Raw genomic sequence first — 19,908 nt, forward strand, 5'->3', positions numbered from 1 at the left:
CTTCCGTAAGAGTGAGTCTGAGTAGCCTTGTGCGAAGAAAAACAAGATGCGTCATGCTCAAATATGAAAATGGCATCACAAAATATTTTTCACGATAAAATTAATGGGGTGTATTACCGGACAACCTCACTGAATGCCTGCAAGGGATTTCTCATGGAGTGATAGACATCCATCGGGTTCTTTAATGTGTTCTCGTTAATGTTGCAGTAGGTGCAGTAAAAGTTACCTTTTGACCAGAGCTCTCTGCTATCGAGCATGTAATCAAGGCAGCTGGTGTCCCGGCGGCCCAGCTTGCGCAGGTTGTCCAGAAAACGGTAGAGGGAGGACAGAAGCTCTTTCTCCGGAAGAATATTGCTGGCTCCCAACACGCTGATAACACCAAAGGTGGAATTAATCAGCAGATAGTAAGTAAATAGCCGGTTGCCAAGCTGTTCACTGACGTGGTGCTCTTTTTCTTCATCAGCCAGAGGCAGGTGTGCTTGCAAGCGTTCTCTGGCCAGGCGGCTGTACCCCGTGCCCTGACAGTCGCGGAAATAGACGGTTTCCGGGTAACCCTCTGGCATTCTGAGCAACAGGTTTTGTTGATGTGCGCCCATTAGCAGACCAAAGTCTGATTGAGCAACGATCAGGGGCTCTAAAACTTTGGAAAGATATTTTCCAAACCACTTTTGTGCGACAGCTTCAGGCCTGGCCCTTTCCTTTACAGCTAATTCCCGGATCAGAGCAATCAGTCTGGGCTCACCTACCGGGTTGTCCTGGGTAAGACTGGCCAGTAACTCAGTGCACTGGTTGACGGTTTCCCGGTTGAAAGGATTTTCCCGAAGCACCATCATGGTTTCAGGCAGCACCTGGCCGTCTTCTCCCTTGATGGCGGCATGAGCCGGTTCGGTAATGATTTCGAAGTCCGGATACAGGCTTTTTAAATCATTACCCAAAGGAGTCTGGTATTTCACCTGATGGATTTCCTTACCTCGAATCACTTCTTTGGGCAGCAGGTGACGGATCGAATTAGTCAGTTTGACGCTGAGTGAATACTTCAACATCAAGGAGGCGTGTATTCCATGGATCGCCCTTACTGAAGAAGTAGCACGCCATTGGCTACCATGCAGACCATAGTTAATAATTTGGCCTTCACTGAGCAACTGCCTTATATAAGCATTCTTTAACCATTGCTGAGCCTGCCAGGGGTGAGCGGGTAACAGGGTGTGGTGTTCGGGAATGTCTTCAGGAAAACGACCGGAGAACTCCGGATCTTCAGAAGCCAGTTGGCGAGTCAGTTCATGGAATGAATATTCATGAACACTGTCTGCTTCCAGCAGGTTGGCATCAATAGAAAACCAGTGCAGCTGGAAGCTGTTTCCGTATTCAGGAATATAGCGCTGTGAGTCTTCTGCGGTAAATTGATCGCGACTTTTGGGGGTAGGGTGAACGGAGTGACCTGCCAGCAGGGCTTGCTCTGAAGATTGAAAATCTGTGCAGCCGGAAAATAGTTGATCAAGTTCGTTTTTTCTTAATTCAAGAACAGACGCCATATTCTCAACGCTTCTTTTAACACGATTAAAAAACTGTTGTCTCTGCCCGGCGTCACTGTTCCATAAAGCATTGTCTTTAACGATTAACTGAACACTTTCAGTGAAGGATAAATCAGTGATGGTGTTGTTTTTTTGGTTAACCAGGGCAATGGGTTTGCAGAACTGATGTCTGCCGCTGATGGATAAATATTTAATATAAATCAAAAGCCGACAGTCGCTTTTGTTCAAGGGGATTGAAGCAGTGGCTTCGGCGTCAACAGGCGGCTGCCAGTCTGAACTTATTGATTGACCGCTTAACCACTTCTTGTGGCTACCAACAGGCTCTAATGACCAGTCTTTCCATTCCCTGAGCAATGCATTAAAAAAGCAGCCAGCACTCAGGCTTTCAGCTTGCTCATGACTATTGCAGTCGTATGTAAGCTCATGTCCGAACCTTTTATAGGATGAATCGTATACAGCTTTGATGGTTGTGGTTTCTAAAAGCGGTGTGGACACTGATTTCATTCTCCAGAATGATCTTATTATTCAGCACATAATTTGGAAGACCCTAATTCCTGTTACACCAGAGGATTTTATTTAAGGTCTGGCTCAATAGGGCTTGAATTGTAAATGAGAATTGTTATCATTTGCAACAGATCACAACAACAAACATGAACCATGCAACAAAATGAGCTTGGCCCTGTTATAGCAAAACCCGTTTATGAGACCGGAGACTCCATCAAAGAGTTCAGCCGGTTTGGGTCGGTATTTATACTCGGTGCCGGGCAGACGACATTATTGATCTGTCTGCCAGCCATTGCTGAAGAAACCGGTTTAGGTTATGGCCTGCTGACGGCCATGGTGGCACTGGGAACCTGTCTGTTTATTTTCACTTCGCCCCTGTGGGGAAGAATAAGTGACCGTTTTGGACGCAAGAGAGTGGTTCAGTCCGGGCTCTTTGGTTTTGCGGCCAGCTTTTTACTGCTGGCATTCGCGCTTCACGGTCTGGGCTCTGGTCTGCTGAGCAGAGAGTTGGCCATTGGTTTGATGTTTTTCGCCAGGACTATTTATGGTCTATTGGTATCGGGGTTGTATCCAGCGGTTCAGGCCTGGGTTATAGACGACAGTAATCATTCTAACAGACTGCCTGGTCTAAGCCGGATTACAGTCAGTATAAATGCCGGGCGTCTCATAGGTCCTGTGATTCCGGCAATGCTGATTTCCCAGGGCAGCCTGTTCCCTGTTATAGCACTGGTAGTTTTTGCTATCCCCTTGCTGATACAGGTCTCAATATTAACCAATGACAAGCCTTCAGAAGTCAGGCAAGAAAAGGGTAGCGAAGAAAAGAACCCGTTCAGGCAAATGCTGAAATCACTCTGGCCTGTTTTGCTGGTGGCCTGCTCTGTAACAACGCTCTTTGGCCTGTTGCAGTACCTAATAGGTCCTATTTTGCAGGAGCGTTTTTCTTACGACGGAGTATCAGCATCAAGAGTACTTTCGATGCTCATGATGGTGGCCGCTTTTTCGACCGTGGTTGCTCATTTGCTGGTATCTCGTTTTGCTCAGGGCAGGCTGATTCTGTCATTAAAAGTCGGCAGCATTTTATTACTGTTCGGTAGTTTCCTACTGATCACCTCCACTCAACTGATATGTCTGATATTCGGACTGGTCATCAGTGCCGCTTCGATTGCATTACTGACGCCTGCTTACACGACACTGGCGTCAGAACAGGTAGGTCAGCAGGGCGTTCTGACAGGAACCCTCGCTATGATTCATACCCTCGGATATACCATGGGAGCGCTTCTGGCCGGACTGGGAGGATCACTGGGCATTCAGATGGCAGAAGTTTTCTGCATTTTTCTGGCTGTTCTGCTTCTGATGATTTCCTTTTTATTAGTTGAATCTCCAAAGAAACGGAGTTGTTAGGTTTACATGAACTCAATTCAAATGGTGGGCTGGCCCATTGTCACAGTCAGCTTTAATCGCCCGGCCTGCGACGATGATGCTCGCCAATGGCTAGTCGACCTTTCTGAGCTGCTGGCAAGAGAGCAGCCATTTAGTCTCATTATTCAGGCAAAGCCCAACAGTGAGTTTTCACCGGAAGCCAGAAGAGAACTGGGGCTCTGGTTTAAAGAGAACAGGATAAAACTGGGGGCGTTTTGCCGTGGTATTGCCCGGGTTGTGCTTTCCGAACAGGAGGGTGACAGAGTGGTCAGTGACAACATGAAAAAGGCTATGCCTTTTCCCATGGTGTCCTGTCTCGATTTTGATCAGGCTCGTGACTGGGCGATTGAGCGGTGCCATCAAACGACAGTTTAAGCTTGATGATGTAAATAATAACTATTATCATTCGTAATCGCTATCCATTGGTTGAGCCAATGGCTATCAGCATTGCACGACTGCATCAGGACAATATCAGGCAGTCTGAAATTGAAAAATAATTATTGAGTGAATGGTCAGTCCGGCTCAACAGAGAGTATGGGAGCTTGCTTCGGTTGTCTGACAGTAAAGCGATGACACTTCCACAGAACAAAAAGAAACTGAGGCCATGGAGCAGACCCTAACGCTTGACCAGGCATGTTTGCGGGTGGGAACAAAAACCATTCTGCAACCAACGCAACTTGACATCACGCCAGGAAAAATAACCGCTATTCTCGGACCCAATGGCTCGGGTAAGAGTACCCTGCTGAAATTGCTCTCCGGTTTGCTTGAGCCCAGTGAAGGGCGGGTGCTTTTGGGTGGGCAGTTGTTGAAGTCACTCCACTGTAAAGAACTGGCTAAAAGCCTGACGTTGTTGCCACAACACTCACCGGTTCCACTTGGGATGTCGGCAACGGATCTGGTCGCTTGTGGCCGATACCCCTATGCAGGTCCATTCGGGCGATTGAAAAAAGAGGATCACAGGGCCGTCAGTTCGGCACTCTTCAGAGTCGGTATGGATCATTATGCCGGTGAACTGGTTGATCATCTCTCCGGTGGTGAAATGCAGAGAGTCTGGCTGGCCATGGTGCTGGCCCAGGAAACCGGCATTTTACTTCTGGACGAGCCAACCTCATGGCTGGATATCGCTCATCAATTGCGTCTGCTGAATATTGTCAGACAGCTCAATGATGAAAAGCAGACCACTATTATCTGGGTACTTCACGACCTGAATCAGGCCCTTCAGTACAGCGACGAAATAGTGCTGATGGATCAGGGGCAGGTGATCAGAACAGGTGCAGCTACAAAGGTACTGGATAAGCGCATTATCTCGGATGTATTTGGGGTAGAGACCCGGGAAGTGCAATTGGAAGGCAGAAAAGAGTCGCTCTTTTTGCCCTTGGGTGAGCGTCAGGCTGAGCCCGTGATCCATCGTGTTTTGAGCAAGGAAGTCGCCTGATGTTTGCAGTCCTGAAAAAAAGCTGTTGTTTCCTGCTGTTTACATCGTTAGCAGCGATGGCTTCAGTCACTGAACCCGATCTGGCCGAAACCCCGGAAAAGATTGCAGCACTGAACTGGACCCAGGCTGAAATGCTGCTCACCCTCGGTGTCGTACCTGCAGGGGTGACTTCCATAAAGGGTTATCGGGAGTGGCAGTCCGATGATCCGGTTATGCCGACAAGTGTTACCGAACTCGGGCAGAGAGCTGAGCCGGGTCTGGAAGCCATAGCGGCTCTCAAACCGGATCTTATTCTTGGCTATAAATGGCGTCATAGTCGTATAGTTTCAGAGCTTAAGAGCATTGCTCCGACCGTTCTTTATTCCCAGTACCCGAGCCAGAAAGATCCTGTGGATTATTTTCTGAGAATGCAGGGTATTTTTCGTTCAGTGGCACATATTCTGGGGCGCGAAGCTCTGGCAGAAAAGAGACTCAGGGAAATGGAGTCTGAGCTGGAACAGGCCCGCAATATGATCAAAGCAGCGGGACTCTCTGGCCAGAAAGTCGTTGTGGGTAAGTTTGTCGGTATGGGACTGGGACTTCGAGTCTACGGCGATTTGTCTCTGGCGGGTGCCATTGTTAACAGGATTGGTCTGGAAAACAGCTGGCACTCTTCATTACCCGGACGGGATTTTACCCATGTTGACCTCCTCAAACTGACCACTATTGGCGACGCCAGTCTGATCATTATTGGCAGTCAGCCCGAAAATCTGCCAACGATGGCGCAATCATCGGTTTGGAATGCCCTTCCGGCTGTTAAAGAAGGCCGGGTCTATTATCTGCCCGCACTCTGGTCATATGGTGGCCCTGAGTCGGCTGCTCGAATGGCCAAGGCTTTTGCCCGTTACCTGGCTCCGGAGGTGTGATGTTTATTCCGGAGTCTGTAAACAGTTTTTATGAAGGCGTTAAAAAGACGGCAGTGACATTGTTTTTGTTCATCCTTCTGGTCACTGTTTCCCTGACAGTGGGGCCTGCCGGCATTGATCTTAATTTGTTGAATGGATTGCCGTTCCTGCAGCAACCCGCCGATCATGCTATGGCCTCTGAAATAGTGACCTGGCTCCTTCTGCCAAGAACATTGATGGCATTGTTATGCGGTGCCGCACTGGGGGCAGCGGGTGTGTTGATTCAGGGAGCGACAAGAAATCCCTTTGCCAGTCCGGCAACACTGGGAGTGAACTCCGGGGCCATGCTCGCCGTAGTGCTGGGAACTGTTCTGTTGCCTGAACTGACCGACCAGTACCCAGTTGTTGTCGCCTTTTCGGGTGCTGCGCTTACCACTTTACTGGTGTTCAGGCTGGCCACTGCTATCAGTGATTCACCCGTTAACCTTGTTCTGATTGGCATGGCCATTACCCTGTCACTGGGTGCTCTCAGTGCCGGTATTCTGATGTTTTTCGAGAATCGTCTGGAGGGCCTGTACACCTGGGGGGCAGGGAATCTTGCCCAGTTTGACTATCAGGCTATCAACAGTAGCTGGCCGATCTTTACCCTGATGATTCTCTTTGCCACATTGCTGGCCCGACGTCTGGACCTGATTGAGTTGGGCAGAGATCAGGCCGAGAGTCTGGGGATAAATGTAAGACGAACCGTTGGCTTGTCGCTGGTGATTGCTCTGCTTTTGTCTGCCACTGTCGTCAGTCAGGTGGGGATGATCAGTTTTATTGGCCTGATTGCCCCGCACATTGCCCGTGGTCTTGGTTATCGCTCAGCATGGAAGCGTCTGCTGGCAGCCAGCCTGACAGGTGCATTGCTGCTACTGGGTGCAGATGTGCTGGCCAGAATGATTCCTTTCCTGATGTCCGAAGCCCATTACAGTATCCCGGCCGGAGCCATGACAACGGTTGTCGGTGCACCTTTCATGATTTTCCTGTTGAGCCAGCGTAAAAGGATCAGCAATTTGGCCAGAGCACCCGGTGAGACAGGAATACGTGCTCTGTTTCACGTGTCTCCGGTAAAAGTCCTCTGGGTTCTGCTGTCCTTAGTGCTGGTCGCTTTTTACTTCAGTCTGTTCAGCGGCCTTGACCGGTCCTGGATCGACCTGCGTTGGCCCAGAGTTTTAACGGCAGCTTTTGCCGGAGCTGCGCTGGCTGTCTCTGGTCTGGTTCTTCAGACCCTGATGAGAAATCCTCTGGCCAGTCCCGATGTTTCTGGTCTGACGACCACGGGCGTTTTGTTTGTGGTCCTGGGCTCTGTCATGGTGCCTGGTCTTGAGCGTCTGGACTTGCTCATGCTGTCGATGTTTGGCAGTGGTTTTGCCCTGCTTCTTTTAATGGCCCTCAGTCGGATGACCGGGTTTAATCCCCAGCTTTTTGCCCTGGCTGGCCTCTGTCTTTCAGCGGTTTCGGCAACGCTGATCAGCGTAGTGATGGTGCTGGGCAGTAATCAGTCCAGCGAGGTGCTTGTATGGCTTTCAGGCAGTACCTATGCAGCCAGCAGTGAGTTGGTTTATCTGTTGTCTTCTGGTGTCTTAATCCTGATACCCATGTTTATGCTGATGTGGCGAAAGCTGGACATTCTTCAGTTGGGCGCCTCCTGGCCTTCCCTGCTGGGCATCAGAGTAAAGGCTTCAGTCTATCTGCTGATGCTGCTGGTCGCCCTTTTGAGTGCAACCAGTGTTGCGACAGTGGGGGGTATTTCTTTTATCGGGTTGATGGCGCCCCATATTTGCCGCGTCACCGGCATGTCAAGCCACAGACATCTGATTCCGGCTACTGCCATGACGGGCGCCTTGCTGCTGGTCATCAGTGACTGGCTATCACGATCCTTGATGGCTCCTTTTGAAATTCCTTCAGGTCTTCTGGTCTCAGGAGCCGGTGGTATTTATTTCATCCTTTTACTGCTCAGTGGTAAATACGTCCAAAGTCGTTAAATAACCTGTTTGAAAAAATCAGAAACCTGCGGGAAGCGGGCTTGGAACAAGAATAGGGATCTAATGAGAATGATAATCAAACACAGGGAAAGCTAACCTATGAAAACAAATAAAACGCCTCTTGCCATCGCTATAACCATGGCGTTGGGAAGTCAGAGTGCTTTTGCAGAAAGCAATGATTCCGTGACTCAGCTGGAAGAAGTGGTTGTTACCGCTTCCCGCTCTGAAGCCAGTATTTCTGATGTTTCCGGGACCGTTCAGGTCATCAGTGGTGAAGCAGTGGCCCAGCAGAGCGTGTCCGGTCAGAAACTGGCTGATATTCTTGAACGGCTGGTCCCTGGCTTTGGTCCCAGCACTCAGACGGTGACCGACAGAACCCAAAGCGTCCGTGGTCGTAAGGCTCTGGTTTTGATTGATGGCATTGCTCAGACCGAGAACCGTCAGATCAGTCGCCAGCTCAGTATGATTCGTCCTGAAAACATTGAACGTATTGAAGTGATTTCCGGTGCCAGCGCAATTTATGGTGGTGGTGCGACCGGCGCTGTTATCAACCTGATCACCCGTAAGCCAGCCGAAGGCGATATCCAGTTTGCTTCTGAAGCCGGCATCAAGGTATCTGGTGACGAGCTGAACAGCTATACCCTGAATCAGAGTATCAGTGGCAGTAACGGTAATTTTGATTACCTGTTCAGCGGAACTTACGAGAGTCGTGATGGCATTTTTGATGCCGATGGTGACCGGGTTAACCCGGACCCCTCTCAGGTCAGCCGAAGCGATACCGATACCAAAGATGTTCTGGTGAAACTGGGTTATGACTTCAACGCGGAGCAGCGCCTGGAGACGACACTGCAATATTTTGATGATCAGATGGATTCTGATTACGCGCCCGACATTTCCTCTCTGATCACTGGAGATGCTGCTGACGCACCACCACCTGTTAAAGGGTTGCAGCTGGAAGATCAGCCTTACAGCAAGAGAAATTCCATTGATCTGGTCTACAGTGATGCTGACTTTTTAGGCAATAATTTTCAGTTGCAAACCTACTATCGTGAGCGTGACGCAAGGTTCTTCCCTTACCCGAATATGTTAGGTTCCACGATATCCCCGGGCACTACTTTTGTTAATCAGTCGACGTCTACCTCAGAAGTCTATGGCTTGAAGCTGCTTCTCGACAGGGCTCTGACCGATACGTTCAGAATCTCCTACGGTATTGACTACGATGTTGACAAAGGCGAACAGAGAGGACAACTGCACGATCTGCAAAAGTACATTGACAGTGGCGGCACAGTTATTGAACCGACAGGATCTTCCTATGAATACGGTCCGGATGTTGATGCCAAGACACTCGGGTTTTACTTGCAGACCGCTTGGGATATTACCGAACAACTGACCATGAACGCCGGTGTTCGTCACGAGCGCGCTGAATTGGATATTGCTGACTACACTCCGTTAGCAGAAACCTGGTTTTTGCCTATTTTGTTTCCTAATGCAGATGTAACTGTATTAGAGGGTGATGTCAGAAAGTATGACAATACTCTATTTAACGTTGGTCTGGTCTATCGGCTGAATGGCAGCAATGAAGTGTTTGTTAACTACTCTCAGGGCTTTGAAGTCCCTGATGCTTCAAGGATTTTAAGGGATGTGATTTCACCAGACAGCATTCTGGCCATAGTTCCCAATCTGCCATTGAATCCTACCGATATATCACAAGCCAATCTGGACGCCATCAAGACTGACAGCTATGAACTGGGCTGGCGCGGACGTTTTGACGACCTGCTGGCCAATGCCTCTGTCTTTTATAACGAGTCTGATAAAACCATAGACTTTAATGAAGATTACAATGTGGACCTGCTGGACCAGCAAAAGAAAGTTTACGGCTTTGAAGGCTCCCTGGAATACTTCGTCAATGATTACTGGAGTGTCGGTGGTAGCTACGCCTTCACAGAAGGACGCAGCTACTACGAAGAAGTGGGCAAATGGCTTGACCTGCAGGCAGCCGATGTCTCTCCTGAAAAGTACGTGGCCTATGTCACCTACGATCAGGAAGATATGAGTATACGTCTGCAGTCGACAACCTTTGCCGATTACGACAAAGGCAAGAAAGTGTCTGGTGGTAATGTCGTAAGTTATGAGGTTGACGGTTATACCACTGTTGATCTGCTGGCTTCCTTCGCTATGCCCGTGGGCACTCTGAAAGCAGGTATTACCAACCTGTTGAATGAGGACTACGAAACGGTCTACAGCCAGTGGGCTGGTGACACTTACAATGGCATCAGTGCTCATAATGCAGAAGGTCGTGCCTACACTCTGAGTTATCGCGTAGAGTATTAAGCAGGAAAAGCGGCCAGGCAAAAACTGGCCGCTAATTTAGGACAACCAGCCAAGAACCCGGGGTATCACCCATGGAGCCAGAAGAGCACTGATACTGGCAGAAAGTACTAACGCCAGCGCACTGTAAGCGCCTTCTTTCAATGAACTTTGAACCATTCTCGCAGTGCCCAATGCGTGACAGGCTGTGCCCATAGCAATACCTCTGGCTTTTGGGTCAGTGATTTTCAGCAACGACAGTAATGGCAAGCCAAAAATAGCACCCATCAAACCCGTCAGGATGACGGCAATAGCCGTAAGAGAAGGGACACCATTCAAGCTATCCACAATCATAACAGCAATGGGTGTTGTGACCGATTTGGGTGCCAGGGAAACAGCGACCTGACCATCGGCCCCGGCCAGAACCGCGAGTATAACTGCGCTGACAAGGGCAAACAGGCTGGAAATAAAAACCACCAGAATCACACCGGGCAGTTCCCGATGAATATCTCTCATCTGTTGATAAAGAGGCACGCCCAGAGCGACAACCGCGATGCCCAGCAGGTTGCTTAGCCAGTCACCTCCCTGTTGGTAGTCGGAATAGGGAATATTGCCGACAAGAAGAATACCCACAAGTACCAGAATGCTGATCAGTAACGGGTTAAGCAGTGAATACTTAAAACGATTCTGAAGCTTCCAGGCGATCAGGTAGACAGCCACTGTCAGAGAACAGTAGAGCAGGCCTTTTATTGGAGTGGTCGAAAACATCGGGAACAACGTCATTGTCGTGTATGCTCCAGCCATTGAAACAACCAGCCGGCAATGGCCATAACGACCACTGTTCCAAAAATACTGGTCAGCAATAGAGCACCAAGACTGTTGGCCAGCAGGTCCAGCTGATTGATAACACCGACTCCAATGGGAACAAACAACAGGGACATCCAGCGAACCAGAAAGCTGGCACCGGCTTCAACCCAGGACAGTCGAATCAGGCCACTGCCCAGCAGGGCTGCCAGAAGCAGCATGCCGATAATACTGCCCGGAAGAGCATGATTGATCCAGACGCTGAACAGCTCGCCTGTCCACAGACAGGCCATCAGAATAATGACACTGCTTAGCCAGGCTGCCATACGTCGGCATAGAAAGGCTATTTTCACTAAAAAACTCCACTATGATGCTTAACCATTGCTCATGCCAGTAAAGAAGGTACCTGAACGATCATGAAAATCTGTATCTTTAGTGCCAAAAAATACGATCGTAAATTTTTTGGCGAGTACAATGCCGACTAAAGCTTTGAACGGGAATACTTTGATATTCATCTGGATGAGAAAAAAGCACACCTGGTCAGGACGGCTGATACAGTCTGTGCTCTTGTTAATGACGATATCAGTCGGCCGGTTCTGAGTGTAATGACGGAATATGATATCAGACTTCTGCCCATGCGCTGTGTCGGATTTAACAATGCTGATCTGGATACGGCAAGAGAGTGGGCACCCAGGTAGCGTGATTATTTCTTAAGGTGATTTACGACGATGGCTAGAGTATCCTCGATTTTGTCAAACCGCTTGTTGTGTTCATCAAACTAAGTAGGAAGTTGTCATTCCCGCGAAGGGAGTCGTCGTTCCTGCGAAGGCGGAATCCAGCGCCAACAGTGGGTCTCAGCCTTCTCGGGGATGACAAGGCCAGGGTGGGCAACGGGTAGTGTGGTTCTGATGGTGAGTCAGTGTGGATTCCCGCCTTCGGTCCCCTGCAGAGCACCTTATCTTAACCGCAACTCGGGCTCTGGCAGGATCGGGATAACAATACTGGCACAGTCGTCTAGATTTAATGATGAACTGTTAATGTGAACATATCTGCCACAGGCATCTTTTTTTAAGCCAAGAGAACGAATTTTCTCGTCAAACAATTGTTCCTTTTTATTTTCATCTATCTGACTGACTCCAAAAAGTCTCATATTTAATTCAAAAATGTTTAATTGATTTAGAGCAGTATTTGTAGAAGCTTGTAGTATCTCAACCTTTTCCTGATCATTAGATGAATAACATTGATTGGAGATCAATCTAGTATCATGATCGCTGATGCGAGTCATGGTAATTAGATAGTTCGATGGTAAAAGTTTTTCAATTCTATTATCTGTGTCACTTTCCTTTTCTTTGGCTATGACCTTGGAATTGCCATCTAACAAGATTGATTTCACCGTTATTACCCGAGAAATTGAATTCACCGTTACTGCCCGAGAAGAAAAATCAATCAATACTTTTTTCGTTATAGCATCAGGATGAAATCCATTGAATAAGTCATGCTCATAAAGCAAATTTGAACTTTCGTCCAAAAATTTGATATTCACTTCATAGTCATCGGGGTTATCGATTTGGAAAAAAAATCGGTTATCAACACAGACAGATTCGTTTTCTTCTGAACAAAAACCCGTCACGGCGATAATCAGCATCGCCCAAAAAAATATAGTTTTCATAAAAATCCCTATCATTTAATTAAATCCTCTGTCAAAGGTAGTAGAAAAGATTAAAAATTCAAACATTCACAAAAGAACAGTTCGCATCATTAGGGTTTATACCAATCGAACTTTCTAACTCCCTATTGCGCTGAAGATTTGAGCCTTAATCCTGCGTTGGCGATCGTCGCCATAGCTAAGGCTATGACTCCTCACGCCGCCTTGTCTTAAGGCTCAAATCTCCATGCTCATCACGGCAGTTAGAAAGCACGATTGGTATTACTTGCTGTTTAGTATTGTAAAATTCCTGGCGTTAAAGGCCTGATCAGCGAGACCCGGCCTGCCCGGCTAAACCGGGAGATTCAAATCAGACCACAGCCCGGAAGAGCTGCCATACGTTGGCATAGAAAGGCTATTTTCACTAAAAAACTCCGCTATGATTCTTATCAGTTGCCCAGAGTTTATGGCTGTCAAATGCTCAGCCCAGAGTTTATGGCTGTCAAATGCTCATGCCAGTGAAAAGAGGAACCTGAACCGATCATGAAAATCTGTATCTTTAATGCCAAAAAATACGATCGTGAATTCTTTGACCTGTGCAATGCCGATACCGGCTTTGAACTGGAATACTTTGATATTCACCTGGATGAAAAAACCGCTCACCTGGCCAGAGCGGGTGATGCCGTCTGCGCTTTTGTTAATGACGATCTCAGTCGGCCGGTTCTGACTGTCATGGCGGAGTATGGTATCAGGCTTCTGCTTATGCGCTGTGCCGGATTTAACAATGTTGACCTGGATGCGGCAAAAGAGTTGGGTATCACTGTAGCAAGAGTTCCGGCTTATTCTCCCGAGGCCACGGCTGAGCATGCCATTGCCCTGATCATGACCTTGAATCGCAAAACCCATAAAGCATATCAGAGAACCCGGGATGCCAACTTCTCACTGGAAGGGCTGACAGGATTTAACCTCCATGGTCGTGTAGCGGGGGTTATTGGCACGGGCAAAATCGGTCTGGCTGCTGCCCGTATTCTGAAAGGCTTTGGTTGCAAACTGCTGGGGTACGATCCTTATCCGAACCCGGCTTTTGAAGATCTGGGCGGGGATTATGTTTCCCTGAATCAACTGCTGCAACAAAGCAAGCTGATTACCCTGCACTGCCCTTTAACGAAAGACAACGAGTACATGATCAATGAGGACGCATTTAACCAAATGCAACCCGGAGTGTTACTGGTCAATACCAGCAGAGGTAAACTGCTGAATTCAGTGGCAGCAATGGACGCTCTGAAAAAAGGGATTCTGGGTGGACTGGCGCTGGATGTTTACGAAAACGAGCAGGACCTGTTTTTTGAAGATCTGTCCGATGAGGTGATTCAGGACGATGTTTTCAGACGCCTTTCAGCCTGTCACAACGTTATTTTTACCGGCCACCAGGCTTTTCTTACCGAAGAGGCGCTGATGGCCATTGCCAAAACCACACTGGGCAATGCCAGAGCTTTTTTCGAGGGAAAAGCCTCTGGCAACGAAATAGCCAGAGATGTGCCAGATCAGCATTGAGGTCGGACCAGTGAGGCCCGACCCATATACTCAGTGTTTGGCAGCTTTGAGCGCTTCTTTCTCAGCGTCACTCAAAAAAGAAATGGTCAAACCATTTTCCTGAGCCTGGCGGATCTGCTCAGGGGAGAGACCAGCAGCAGGCGCCGCGACTTCATACTCATAAGGCAGCTCAATGCCTTCCACCGCCGGATCATCGGTATTGATGGTGGCCAGCACGCCGTGTGCCAGGAATTTCTTGAGCGGGTGCTTTTCAATGCTTGGGAAAGTGCTGGTCTGGATATTTGACGTCAGGCAGGACTCAATACCAATGCGGTGCTCGGCCAGATAATCCATCAGCGCAGGGTCCTCGATGGCTCTGACACCATGGCCAATTCGGGTGGCACCCAGATCACGAATAGCTTGCCATACGCTTTCGGCGCCCACTGCTTCGCCCGCATGAACTGTGACATTCAGGCCAGCATCACGAACCTGTTTGAAGTGCTCGACAAACAGCTCACCCGGTTTGCCGAACTCGTCACCGGCCAGATCAATTGCAACCAGTCTGTCCTTGAAGGCCAGACAGGCATTCAGTTCCTGCTGGCAGGCTTCCTGGCCAAAAGTACGACTCATGATACCGATGAGGTTGGTTTTGACGCCAAAATCACGGCTGCCGGCCTGAACACCGTCCACGACTGCTTCGACCACACCCTGAGGATCAAGGTTGTGAGTCATGGCCATATAGTAAGGGCTGAAGCGCAGTTCGGTGTAATCAATTTGGGCATTCAGGGCGTCTTCAACATTCTCATAGGCGACTCGACGACATGCGTCGTAATCTGCCAGAACCTTTACACCCCAGTCCAGCTTGGCCAGAAAACTCACCAGGTCAGGCTCATTGCTCATAACCCGAACATGGGGAATCAGCTCTTCCAGATTATTGGCGGGTAACTCCAGGTTGTGCTGCTGGCCCAGCTCCAGAATGGTCCGGGGGCGAATATTACCGTCCAGATGACGATGAATGTCGGTGAGGGGAATGGACTTGTCAATCATGTTAATGCTGCTCTCATCAATCTCGGGGTCCGCGTCTCTTCAGCCCGGGACCATTTCATAATGCGGTTTCGGGGGAATGAATATTACAGAGAATCAGTCATAAGTCTAAGGCGAGAGTAGCGGATTTCCCTATTAGCTGAGGAAATTTTGTCAGAATGGCTAACAACAAAGTTATTCAGGATCTAACAGGGGAACAAGCCGTACTGGCCAGAGTCAAAAGGTGTATGACTAATTAAATTAAATGTTGTCAGAGGAGTATTACTATGGCAAATCCATCAGGTGCAGTGGCCCCCCCATCAGCGGCTGGCATGAACGTTCAGACGACACCTAAAATGCCCGCGAAGCCCCGGGGTACTAATGCGATGTATTCATTGAATCGATGCTGTGAATATAAAAACAAATTAAAAAAGGTAACCTCAGGTTCCGAATGGCCAATTGCTCCTGGTTCGCCTCTCAGGCAATCTTCTGCGAAGGTTGAAAAACATCTGGAAGCCCGGTCGATAGAAGCTGCTTCATCCAGTCAGGGCTCGTTAACCAATCCACAAAAGATTAGCGGGACTACTGAGGCTGGAATTCAGGCTGAGCGAGAGGAAATGGTTGAATGTTCGCCGGAGAATTACTCGCGCCTTTGTGAGCATAGTAAGCGGTTAAGCAAAATTTTGGCTGTTGCTATAGAGATTGAAATGGCATTGGATGACGATATCTCCTTCTATCAGAATGCTTTAGCAGGTCCGCATATGGAACAGCAAGAATTACAATCAAAGGCTGTTGCGCTGAATGAGAAACCCAAAATGTATGAGGCCAAAGATATTCAGGTTCTTGAACTGGAGATGAAAATCCTGAACCTCATGCAACAACCTGTAGATAGCAACAAGCCAATGAATCGACCGCAGGCCGAGCAAGAAATAAAGTCGCCTGTTGATGAAAAAGTCATGAATTTAGAGAAACGTCTGAAATTAGCTGACAGTCGTATAAAAGATATGCAGTGCGAACTTGGCAAAATGCAGAAAGAAAAAGATGCATTATCCCGAGCTAAGAAGTTTCTGGACGAATCCATAGAATCGTATATCCATCGCATTGAAGCTGATCACCAAATTATAGAAAAACTCAAGTATGAAAAAGATGCCCAATCCAGACAATGGGATATCGACAGGGCTGCTATGGAAAGAGAGATTGAAACCCTGAGAACTAACCTGAGAGCACTCTCGGTTAATAACCAGACGGCAAAGACGAAAGCCTCCCCGTATGCTCGTTAATCGTCAAACCAGTTATGAATTTTTAATGTTGTAAAAGGAGTAGTAAATGATAAATCCATATGGCACAGGTAGTCCTTCACCAAGCACTCAACTGAATGCTCAGACTTCAACCGGGACGCCCAAAGAAGAAACTTTGCTGTTTGCATTGCGTCGATGCGGTGAACATAAAGCGACATTACGCAATATTTGGCTGGGCTCGACTCGCCCGCCTTCACCTACCCCTCCTGAGCATTGCCCTCTTCTGGAGGGTGGTAAACGTCTGGAAAAACGGAAGGTGGAAGCTTCGTCATCCCGGCAGGAGTCAACCGATTCAGATAACTGTTTCAAATGCGATGAGTTTGGAATCCGGGGTAAATACTCACCAAGCCAGGATAAACTGCAAAGAATCTGGGATCAGCTGGGAACAACCCGGGCTGAGCTGGAAACAACCCAGACTGAACTGGAAAGAACCCAGACTGAACTGGAAAGAATGGATGAGCGTGTTCAGGAGGGTCATCAGCGCTACTGCCAGCTCTATAAAAAGTACTACGAAGCTATGTCACATCTTGCCCAGGCTGAATTCGAATTGGATAAAGATTTTGAGTTCTATTATCGGGAAGCGTTTCCAATGTTCCATGAGAATAGGACGGAGGCAGCGCTTCACAAACTTCGGTTTTCAAACGTTGCGCTAACCGATCAGGTTTACTCGCTGCAGAGAGAATTATTAGAAGCTCGGCGACAAGTAGCTCATCCTGATCGTGCCTTTATTGAAGATCCGCAAGAAACAACTGAGCTGTCCAGACGGAATGCACAATTAGAGAATGAGTTACATAAAAAGAACACAATGCTTGAAGCCAAACAGGAGCAACTGTCTAAAGCGGAAGCTCTAAACGTTGATTTGATCAGAAGGTTAACTGATATGCATCAAAGGGCAAAGTCCAAGGGCGCTGATGCGGCACCCAAAGAGCCGCTATCTCAGCTACAGAATGATCTGCGAGAGACCCGGTCTGTCTTGCAAGAGAGAGAGTACAAAGTGAGTTCCCTGGTTGCAAACGCTACCCCGAGAGCACTCTCAACTGACAATCAGACGACAGAGATAGAAGCTGCACCGGATGAGGCTCATTGATAGTCAAAACAGTTGTGAATTTTTTAATGTTGTAAAAGGAGTATTACATGATAAGTCCATTTGACGCAGGAAATCCTTCAGCAAAAACTGACCTCGCTCAGGAGTTACCTAAGACGCACAGAGGCACTGCGATGTTTGCATTGCGTCGATGCAGTGATTATCAAAAAGCATTAGGCAATATTTGTCTGAGCATGACCTGCCTGACTTTACCTCCTCCCCCTGAAGATTGCACGCTTCTGGAGGGTGGTAAGCGTTTGCAAAAACGGACGGTGGACGTTTCCTCATCCCTGCAGGAGTCAACTGCATCACGAAAGCTTACCCAAGACAGTGAGGCTGGACCCCAAGCTGAGCTGGAGATAACCCGGGCTGAGCTGGAAAGAATGCATGAACGTATTCAGGGAGATCGTCAGCGCTTCTGCAAGCTCCATAAAAAGTTCACTGAAGTTTTGGACCTTGTTGAGGATACTAAATCGGCATTGATTAAAGACTTTGATTTCTATTATGACCGAGTGTTACTCAGTCACAAAGAGGATGACAGGGAGAATGAGTTTTACAGACTCCGGCATGAAAAAGCTGTGCTATCCAGACGTAATGAGCAATTAGAGAAGCAGTTAGATCAGCAGAACACAGTGCTTAAAGCCAAAGAAGAACAACTGTCTGACATGCAAACCACAAACGTTCAATTGCTTAGAAGGCTAAGAGCTATGCATCAAAAGCTAACGTCCAAGGGCGCTGATGTGGTACCCAAAGAGGCGCTGTCTCAGCTACAGAATGATCTGCGAGAGACTCAGGCTCTTTTGCAAGAGAGAGAGGATAAAGTGAGTGCCCGGGTTGCAAACGCAGCCCCGAGAGCACTCTCAACTGGCAACCAGACGGCAGGAATGGAACCTGGACCGAACGAGGCTCGTTAACAGGCAAACGGTTTATGAATTTTTGAATGTTGTAAAAGGAGTATTACAATGGCCAACTCACTCGACTTAACAATGAGTCCGCTTGGACATGACCCCATTAGATCTGAGATGCCAAGGGGCCATTCGGACAGCATTGCGAGATATGCATTGCGTCGTTGTTATGTTTGTAAAGATGCATTAGGAAAATTACCGACAGAAGACACGATCATGTCGGGTTTTTCTGCCCCTCCAGAAAATAGCCCTTTTTGTCGTAAAGATCTGGAGTCACGAGAGGTGGCAGTATCTTCATCTTGTCAAGGCCCGACAACTATTCTGCGAAAAGTTAGCGAGGCCAGTGAGGCTGAAATCGAGGCTGAACTGGAGAAAATGAATGAACGTATTCAGAATGATTACAAGTGCCTTTGTGAGTATCGCTCGCAGTTAATGGAATTTATACAATTTGCTATGCAGACTGAAACTGGAGTGGAAGAAGATATTCTCTTCTATACGAAAGCGTTATCAAGTCAGCCTGAGGATCAGCAAGTATTAGAGTTAACGACTAATGAGCTGCATCAGAAAACCAAAATGTTTGAGGCCATAGATCAGGAGATTCGTGAACCGGCTAGAAAATTCCAGAAGCTCACACTACCGCTTGAAGAGAGCAAAAAGCCAATGAAGCGACTGCATGACGAGCAAGAAGCAAAGGCGCTTGTTGATGAAAAAATTAAAAATTTAGAGAAGCTTGTGAGTGAATACCGTAGTCGTATATTGAAGATGGATAGCATCCATAGCGAAACCGAGAAAGAAAGATATAAAATATCAAAAGAAAATAATTATTATCTAACGTTATTGAAAAAAGAATACACACGACGTTCGGATAGAGAAAACCAGATCGTTAGAGAACTTGAAGAACAAACTGAGAAACAATCCGAACGGATTAAAAACCTGAGGAAATGTGTAGCAAGATATAAAAGTGACTATCAGAAACAATCCAATAAGGTTAAAAGACTGAGGAAGCTTGCAGTACAAAATAAACTTCGCTTCGAGACTGATAAGGCTATCAAAAAAAAACTCAGTGATGAAAAAGATGCGCTATCCAGACGGGTTGAGGAACTAACGAATGAGTTACATCATCAAACAGCACTGCTTGAAGGCAAACAAAAGCAACTCTCCAATACAGTAAGTCAAAATGCTCTTTTTATGAAAATGCTGAAGCGTTCATCTCAATTGAACAGTACCAGAGTGCTTGAATTGATAAAGAGTAAAAAGATGTTCTCTCAGCTTCAGAGTGAGCTGAAAGAAACCCGGTCTCTTTTGAAAGCGAAAGAGGCTGAACTGAGCTCAAGGGATGCTGAATCCATACAGTGGGATATTGACAGGGCAGCGTCGAATAAAAAGATTAAAAACCTGAGGGCTAAACTGAGAGCACTCTCAATGGACGACCAGACGACTGATACTAAAGCTGCATTGGATGAGGCTAGTTGATAGTCAAAATAGTTGTGAATTTTTTAACGTTGTAA

At 47.7% G+C, this 19,908-nt stretch carries 16 protein-coding genes and 1 pseudogene; 12 read left to right on the forward strand and 5 right to left on the reverse strand.

The window, feature by feature from the left end; all coding sequences use genetic code 11:
* Nucleotides 1–113: 113 nt before the first annotated feature.
* Nucleotides 114–2,036, reverse strand: coding sequence for an IucA/IucC family protein (locus tag ACOMG9_RS01370; protein ID WP_494529676.1), 1,923 nt, complete (start codon nt 2,034–2,036; stop codon nt 114–116).
* Nucleotides 2,037–2,189: 153 nt separating this feature from the next.
* Here ACOMG9_RS01370 and ACOMG9_RS01375 point away from each other — a divergent pair, with 153 nt between their 5' ends.
* The 6 genes from ACOMG9_RS01375 to ACOMG9_RS01400 all read left to right on the forward strand — a co-directional run bounded on the left by ACOMG9_RS01375 (nt 2,190) and on the right by ACOMG9_RS01400 (nt 10,132).
* On the forward strand, nt 2,190–3,437 hold the full coding sequence (locus ACOMG9_RS01375) for an MFS transporter (protein ID WP_448215482.1): 1,248 nt from the start codon (nt 2,190–2,192) through the stop codon (nt 3,435–3,437).
* A 6-nt stretch (nt 3,438–3,443) separates the two neighbouring features.
* Nucleotides 3,444–3,830 (forward strand): hypothetical protein, encoded by a 387-nt coding sequence (locus ACOMG9_RS01380; RefSeq protein ID WP_422139699.1) that lies wholly within the window; start codon nt 3,444–3,446, stop codon nt 3,828–3,830.
* A 229-nt stretch (nt 3,831–4,059) separates the two neighbouring features.
* On the forward strand, nt 4,060–4,890 hold the full coding sequence (locus ACOMG9_RS01385) for an ABC transporter ATP-binding protein (RefSeq protein ID WP_494529677.1): 831 nt from the start codon (nt 4,060–4,062) through the stop codon (nt 4,888–4,890).
* Complete coding sequence (locus ACOMG9_RS01390; RefSeq protein WP_448215484.1) at nt 4,890–5,795, forward strand: iron-siderophore ABC transporter substrate-binding protein; 906 nt, start codon at nt 4,890–4,892, stop codon at nt 5,793–5,795. The genes ACOMG9_RS01385 and ACOMG9_RS01390 overlap by 1 nt, the downstream gene beginning before the upstream one ends.
* A complete protein-coding gene (locus ACOMG9_RS01395; RefSeq protein ID WP_448215485.1) occupies nt 5,795–7,801 on the forward strand; it encodes an iron ABC transporter permease in 2,007 nt (668 codons plus the stop codon). Before ACOMG9_RS01390 ends, ACOMG9_RS01395 begins: the two co-directional genes overlap by 1 nt.
* A 99-nt stretch (nt 7,802–7,900) precedes the next feature.
* A complete protein-coding gene (locus ACOMG9_RS01400; RefSeq protein WP_448215486.1) occupies nt 7,901–10,132 on the forward strand; it encodes a TonB-dependent receptor in 2,232 nt (743 codons plus the stop codon).
* 36 nt (nt 10,133–10,168) lie between these two features.
* Here ACOMG9_RS01400 and ACOMG9_RS01405 read toward each other — a convergent pair whose 3' ends face one another.
* Entirely contained in the window at nt 10,169–10,912 is a 744-nt protein-coding gene (locus tag ACOMG9_RS01405) for an LrgB family protein (protein ID WP_448215487.1), read from the reverse strand.
* On the reverse strand, nt 10,888–11,265 hold the full coding sequence (locus ACOMG9_RS01410; protein ID WP_448215488.1) for a CidA/LrgA family protein: 378 nt from the start codon (nt 11,263–11,265) through the stop codon (nt 10,888–10,890). The genes ACOMG9_RS01405 and ACOMG9_RS01410 overlap by 25 nt, the downstream gene beginning before the upstream one ends.
* A gap of 153 nt (nt 11,266–11,418) precedes the next feature.
* On the opposite strand from ACOMG9_RS01410, the pseudogene ACOMG9_RS01415 reads away from it, so the two are divergent.
* Nucleotides 11,419–11,610, forward strand: a pseudogene (locus tag ACOMG9_RS01415) (2-hydroxyacid dehydrogenase); the annotation flags it as partial.
* Between the two features lie 257 nt (nt 11,611–11,867).
* Here ACOMG9_RS01415 and ACOMG9_RS01420 read toward each other — a convergent pair.
* On the reverse strand, nt 11,868–12,581 hold the full coding sequence (locus ACOMG9_RS01420; protein ID WP_448215489.1) for a hypothetical protein: 714 nt from the start codon (nt 12,579–12,581) through the stop codon (nt 11,868–11,870).
* A gap of 519 nt (nt 12,582–13,100) precedes the next feature.
* Between ACOMG9_RS01420 and ACOMG9_RS01425 the strand changes: the two genes are divergently transcribed.
* Entirely contained in the window at nt 13,101–14,111 is a 1,011-nt protein-coding gene (locus ACOMG9_RS01425) for a 2-hydroxyacid dehydrogenase (protein ID WP_448215490.1), read from the forward strand.
* A 30-nt stretch (nt 14,112–14,141) separates the two neighbouring features.
* On the opposite strand, the gene add is transcribed toward ACOMG9_RS01425, so the two are convergent.
* Nucleotides 14,142–15,137, reverse strand: coding sequence for an adenosine deaminase (gene add, locus ACOMG9_RS01430; RefSeq protein ID WP_448215491.1), 996 nt, complete (start codon nt 15,135–15,137; stop codon nt 14,142–14,144).
* A gap of 263 nt (nt 15,138–15,400) precedes the next feature.
* On the opposite strand from add, the gene ACOMG9_RS01435 reads away from it, so the two are divergent.
* From ACOMG9_RS01435 to ACOMG9_RS01450, 4 genes are read left to right on the forward strand one after another with little or no spacing between them, the layout of a single operon-like run.
* Nucleotides 15,401–16,393 carry a hypothetical protein gene (locus ACOMG9_RS01435; protein ID WP_448215492.1) on the forward strand — a complete coding sequence of 331 codons (993 nt, stop codon included), beginning with the start codon at nt 15,401–15,403 and terminating at the stop codon, nt 16,391–16,393.
* A gap of 46 nt (nt 16,394–16,439) precedes the next feature.
* Nucleotides 16,440–17,498 carry a coiled-coil domain-containing protein gene (locus ACOMG9_RS01440; protein WP_448215493.1) on the forward strand — a complete coding sequence of 353 codons (1,059 nt, stop codon included), beginning with the start codon at nt 16,440–16,442 and terminating at the stop codon, nt 17,496–17,498.
* Nucleotides 17,499–17,545: 47 nt separating this feature from the next.
* Entirely contained in the window at nt 17,546–18,409 is an 864-nt protein-coding gene (locus ACOMG9_RS01445; RefSeq protein WP_448215494.1) for a hypothetical protein, read from the forward strand.
* Nucleotides 18,410–18,457: 48 nt separating this feature from the next.
* Nucleotides 18,458–19,873 (forward strand): coiled-coil domain-containing protein, encoded by a 1,416-nt coding sequence (locus ACOMG9_RS01450; RefSeq protein ID WP_448215495.1) that lies wholly within the window; start codon nt 18,458–18,460, stop codon nt 19,871–19,873.
* Nucleotides 19,874–19,908: the final 35 nt, after the last annotated feature.

Source organism: Endozoicomonas sp. PH6C (genome assembly GCF_059322965.1).

Excerpts from the sequence above, each read along its gene's own strand:
- ACOMG9_RS01380 (WP_422139699.1), top strand. The coding sequence starts at position 3,444 with ATGAACTCAATTCAAATGGTGGGCTGGCCCATTGTCACAGTCAGCTTT.
- ACOMG9_RS01400 (WP_448215486.1), top strand. The coding sequence starts at position 7,901 with ATGAAAACAAATAAAACGCCTCTTGCCATCGCTATAACCATGGCGTTG.
- ACOMG9_RS01370 (WP_494529676.1), bottom strand. The coding sequence starts at position 2,036 with ATGAAATCAGTGTCCACACCGCTTTTAGAAACCACAACCATCAAAGCT.
- add (WP_448215491.1), bottom strand. The coding sequence starts at position 15,137 with ATGATTGACAAGTCCATTCCCCTCACCGACATTCATCGTCATCTGGAC.
- ACOMG9_RS01395 (WP_448215485.1), top strand. The coding sequence starts at position 5,795 with ATGTTTATTCCGGAGTCTGTAAACAGTTTTTATGAAGGCGTTAAAAAG.
- ACOMG9_RS01435 (WP_448215492.1), top strand. The coding sequence starts at position 15,401 with ATGGCAAATCCATCAGGTGCAGTGGCCCCCCCATCAGCGGCTGGCATG.
- ACOMG9_RS01425 (WP_448215490.1), top strand. The coding sequence starts at position 13,101 with ATGAAAATCTGTATCTTTAATGCCAAAAAATACGATCGTGAATTCTTT.
- ACOMG9_RS01385 (WP_494529677.1), top strand. The coding sequence starts at position 4,060 with ATGGAGCAGACCCTAACGCTTGACCAGGCATGTTTGCGGGTGGGAACA.
- ACOMG9_RS01405 (WP_448215487.1), bottom strand. The coding sequence starts at position 10,912 with ATGGCTGGAGCATACACGACAATGACGTTGTTCCCGATGTTTTCGACC.
- ACOMG9_RS01445 (WP_448215494.1), top strand. The coding sequence starts at position 17,546 with ATGATAAGTCCATTTGACGCAGGAAATCCTTCAGCAAAAACTGACCTC.
- ACOMG9_RS01450 (WP_448215495.1), top strand. The coding sequence starts at position 18,458 with ATGGCCAACTCACTCGACTTAACAATGAGTCCGCTTGGACATGACCCC.
- ACOMG9_RS01375 (WP_448215482.1), top strand. The coding sequence starts at position 2,190 with ATGCAACAAAATGAGCTTGGCCCTGTTATAGCAAAACCCGTTTATGAG.
- ACOMG9_RS01420 (WP_448215489.1), bottom strand. The coding sequence starts at position 12,581 with ATGAAAACTATATTTTTTTGGGCGATGCTGATTATCGCCGTGACGGGT.
- ACOMG9_RS01440 (WP_448215493.1), top strand. The coding sequence starts at position 16,440 with ATGATAAATCCATATGGCACAGGTAGTCCTTCACCAAGCACTCAACTG.
- ACOMG9_RS01390 (WP_448215484.1), top strand. The coding sequence starts at position 4,890 with ATGTTTGCAGTCCTGAAAAAAAGCTGTTGTTTCCTGCTGTTTACATCG.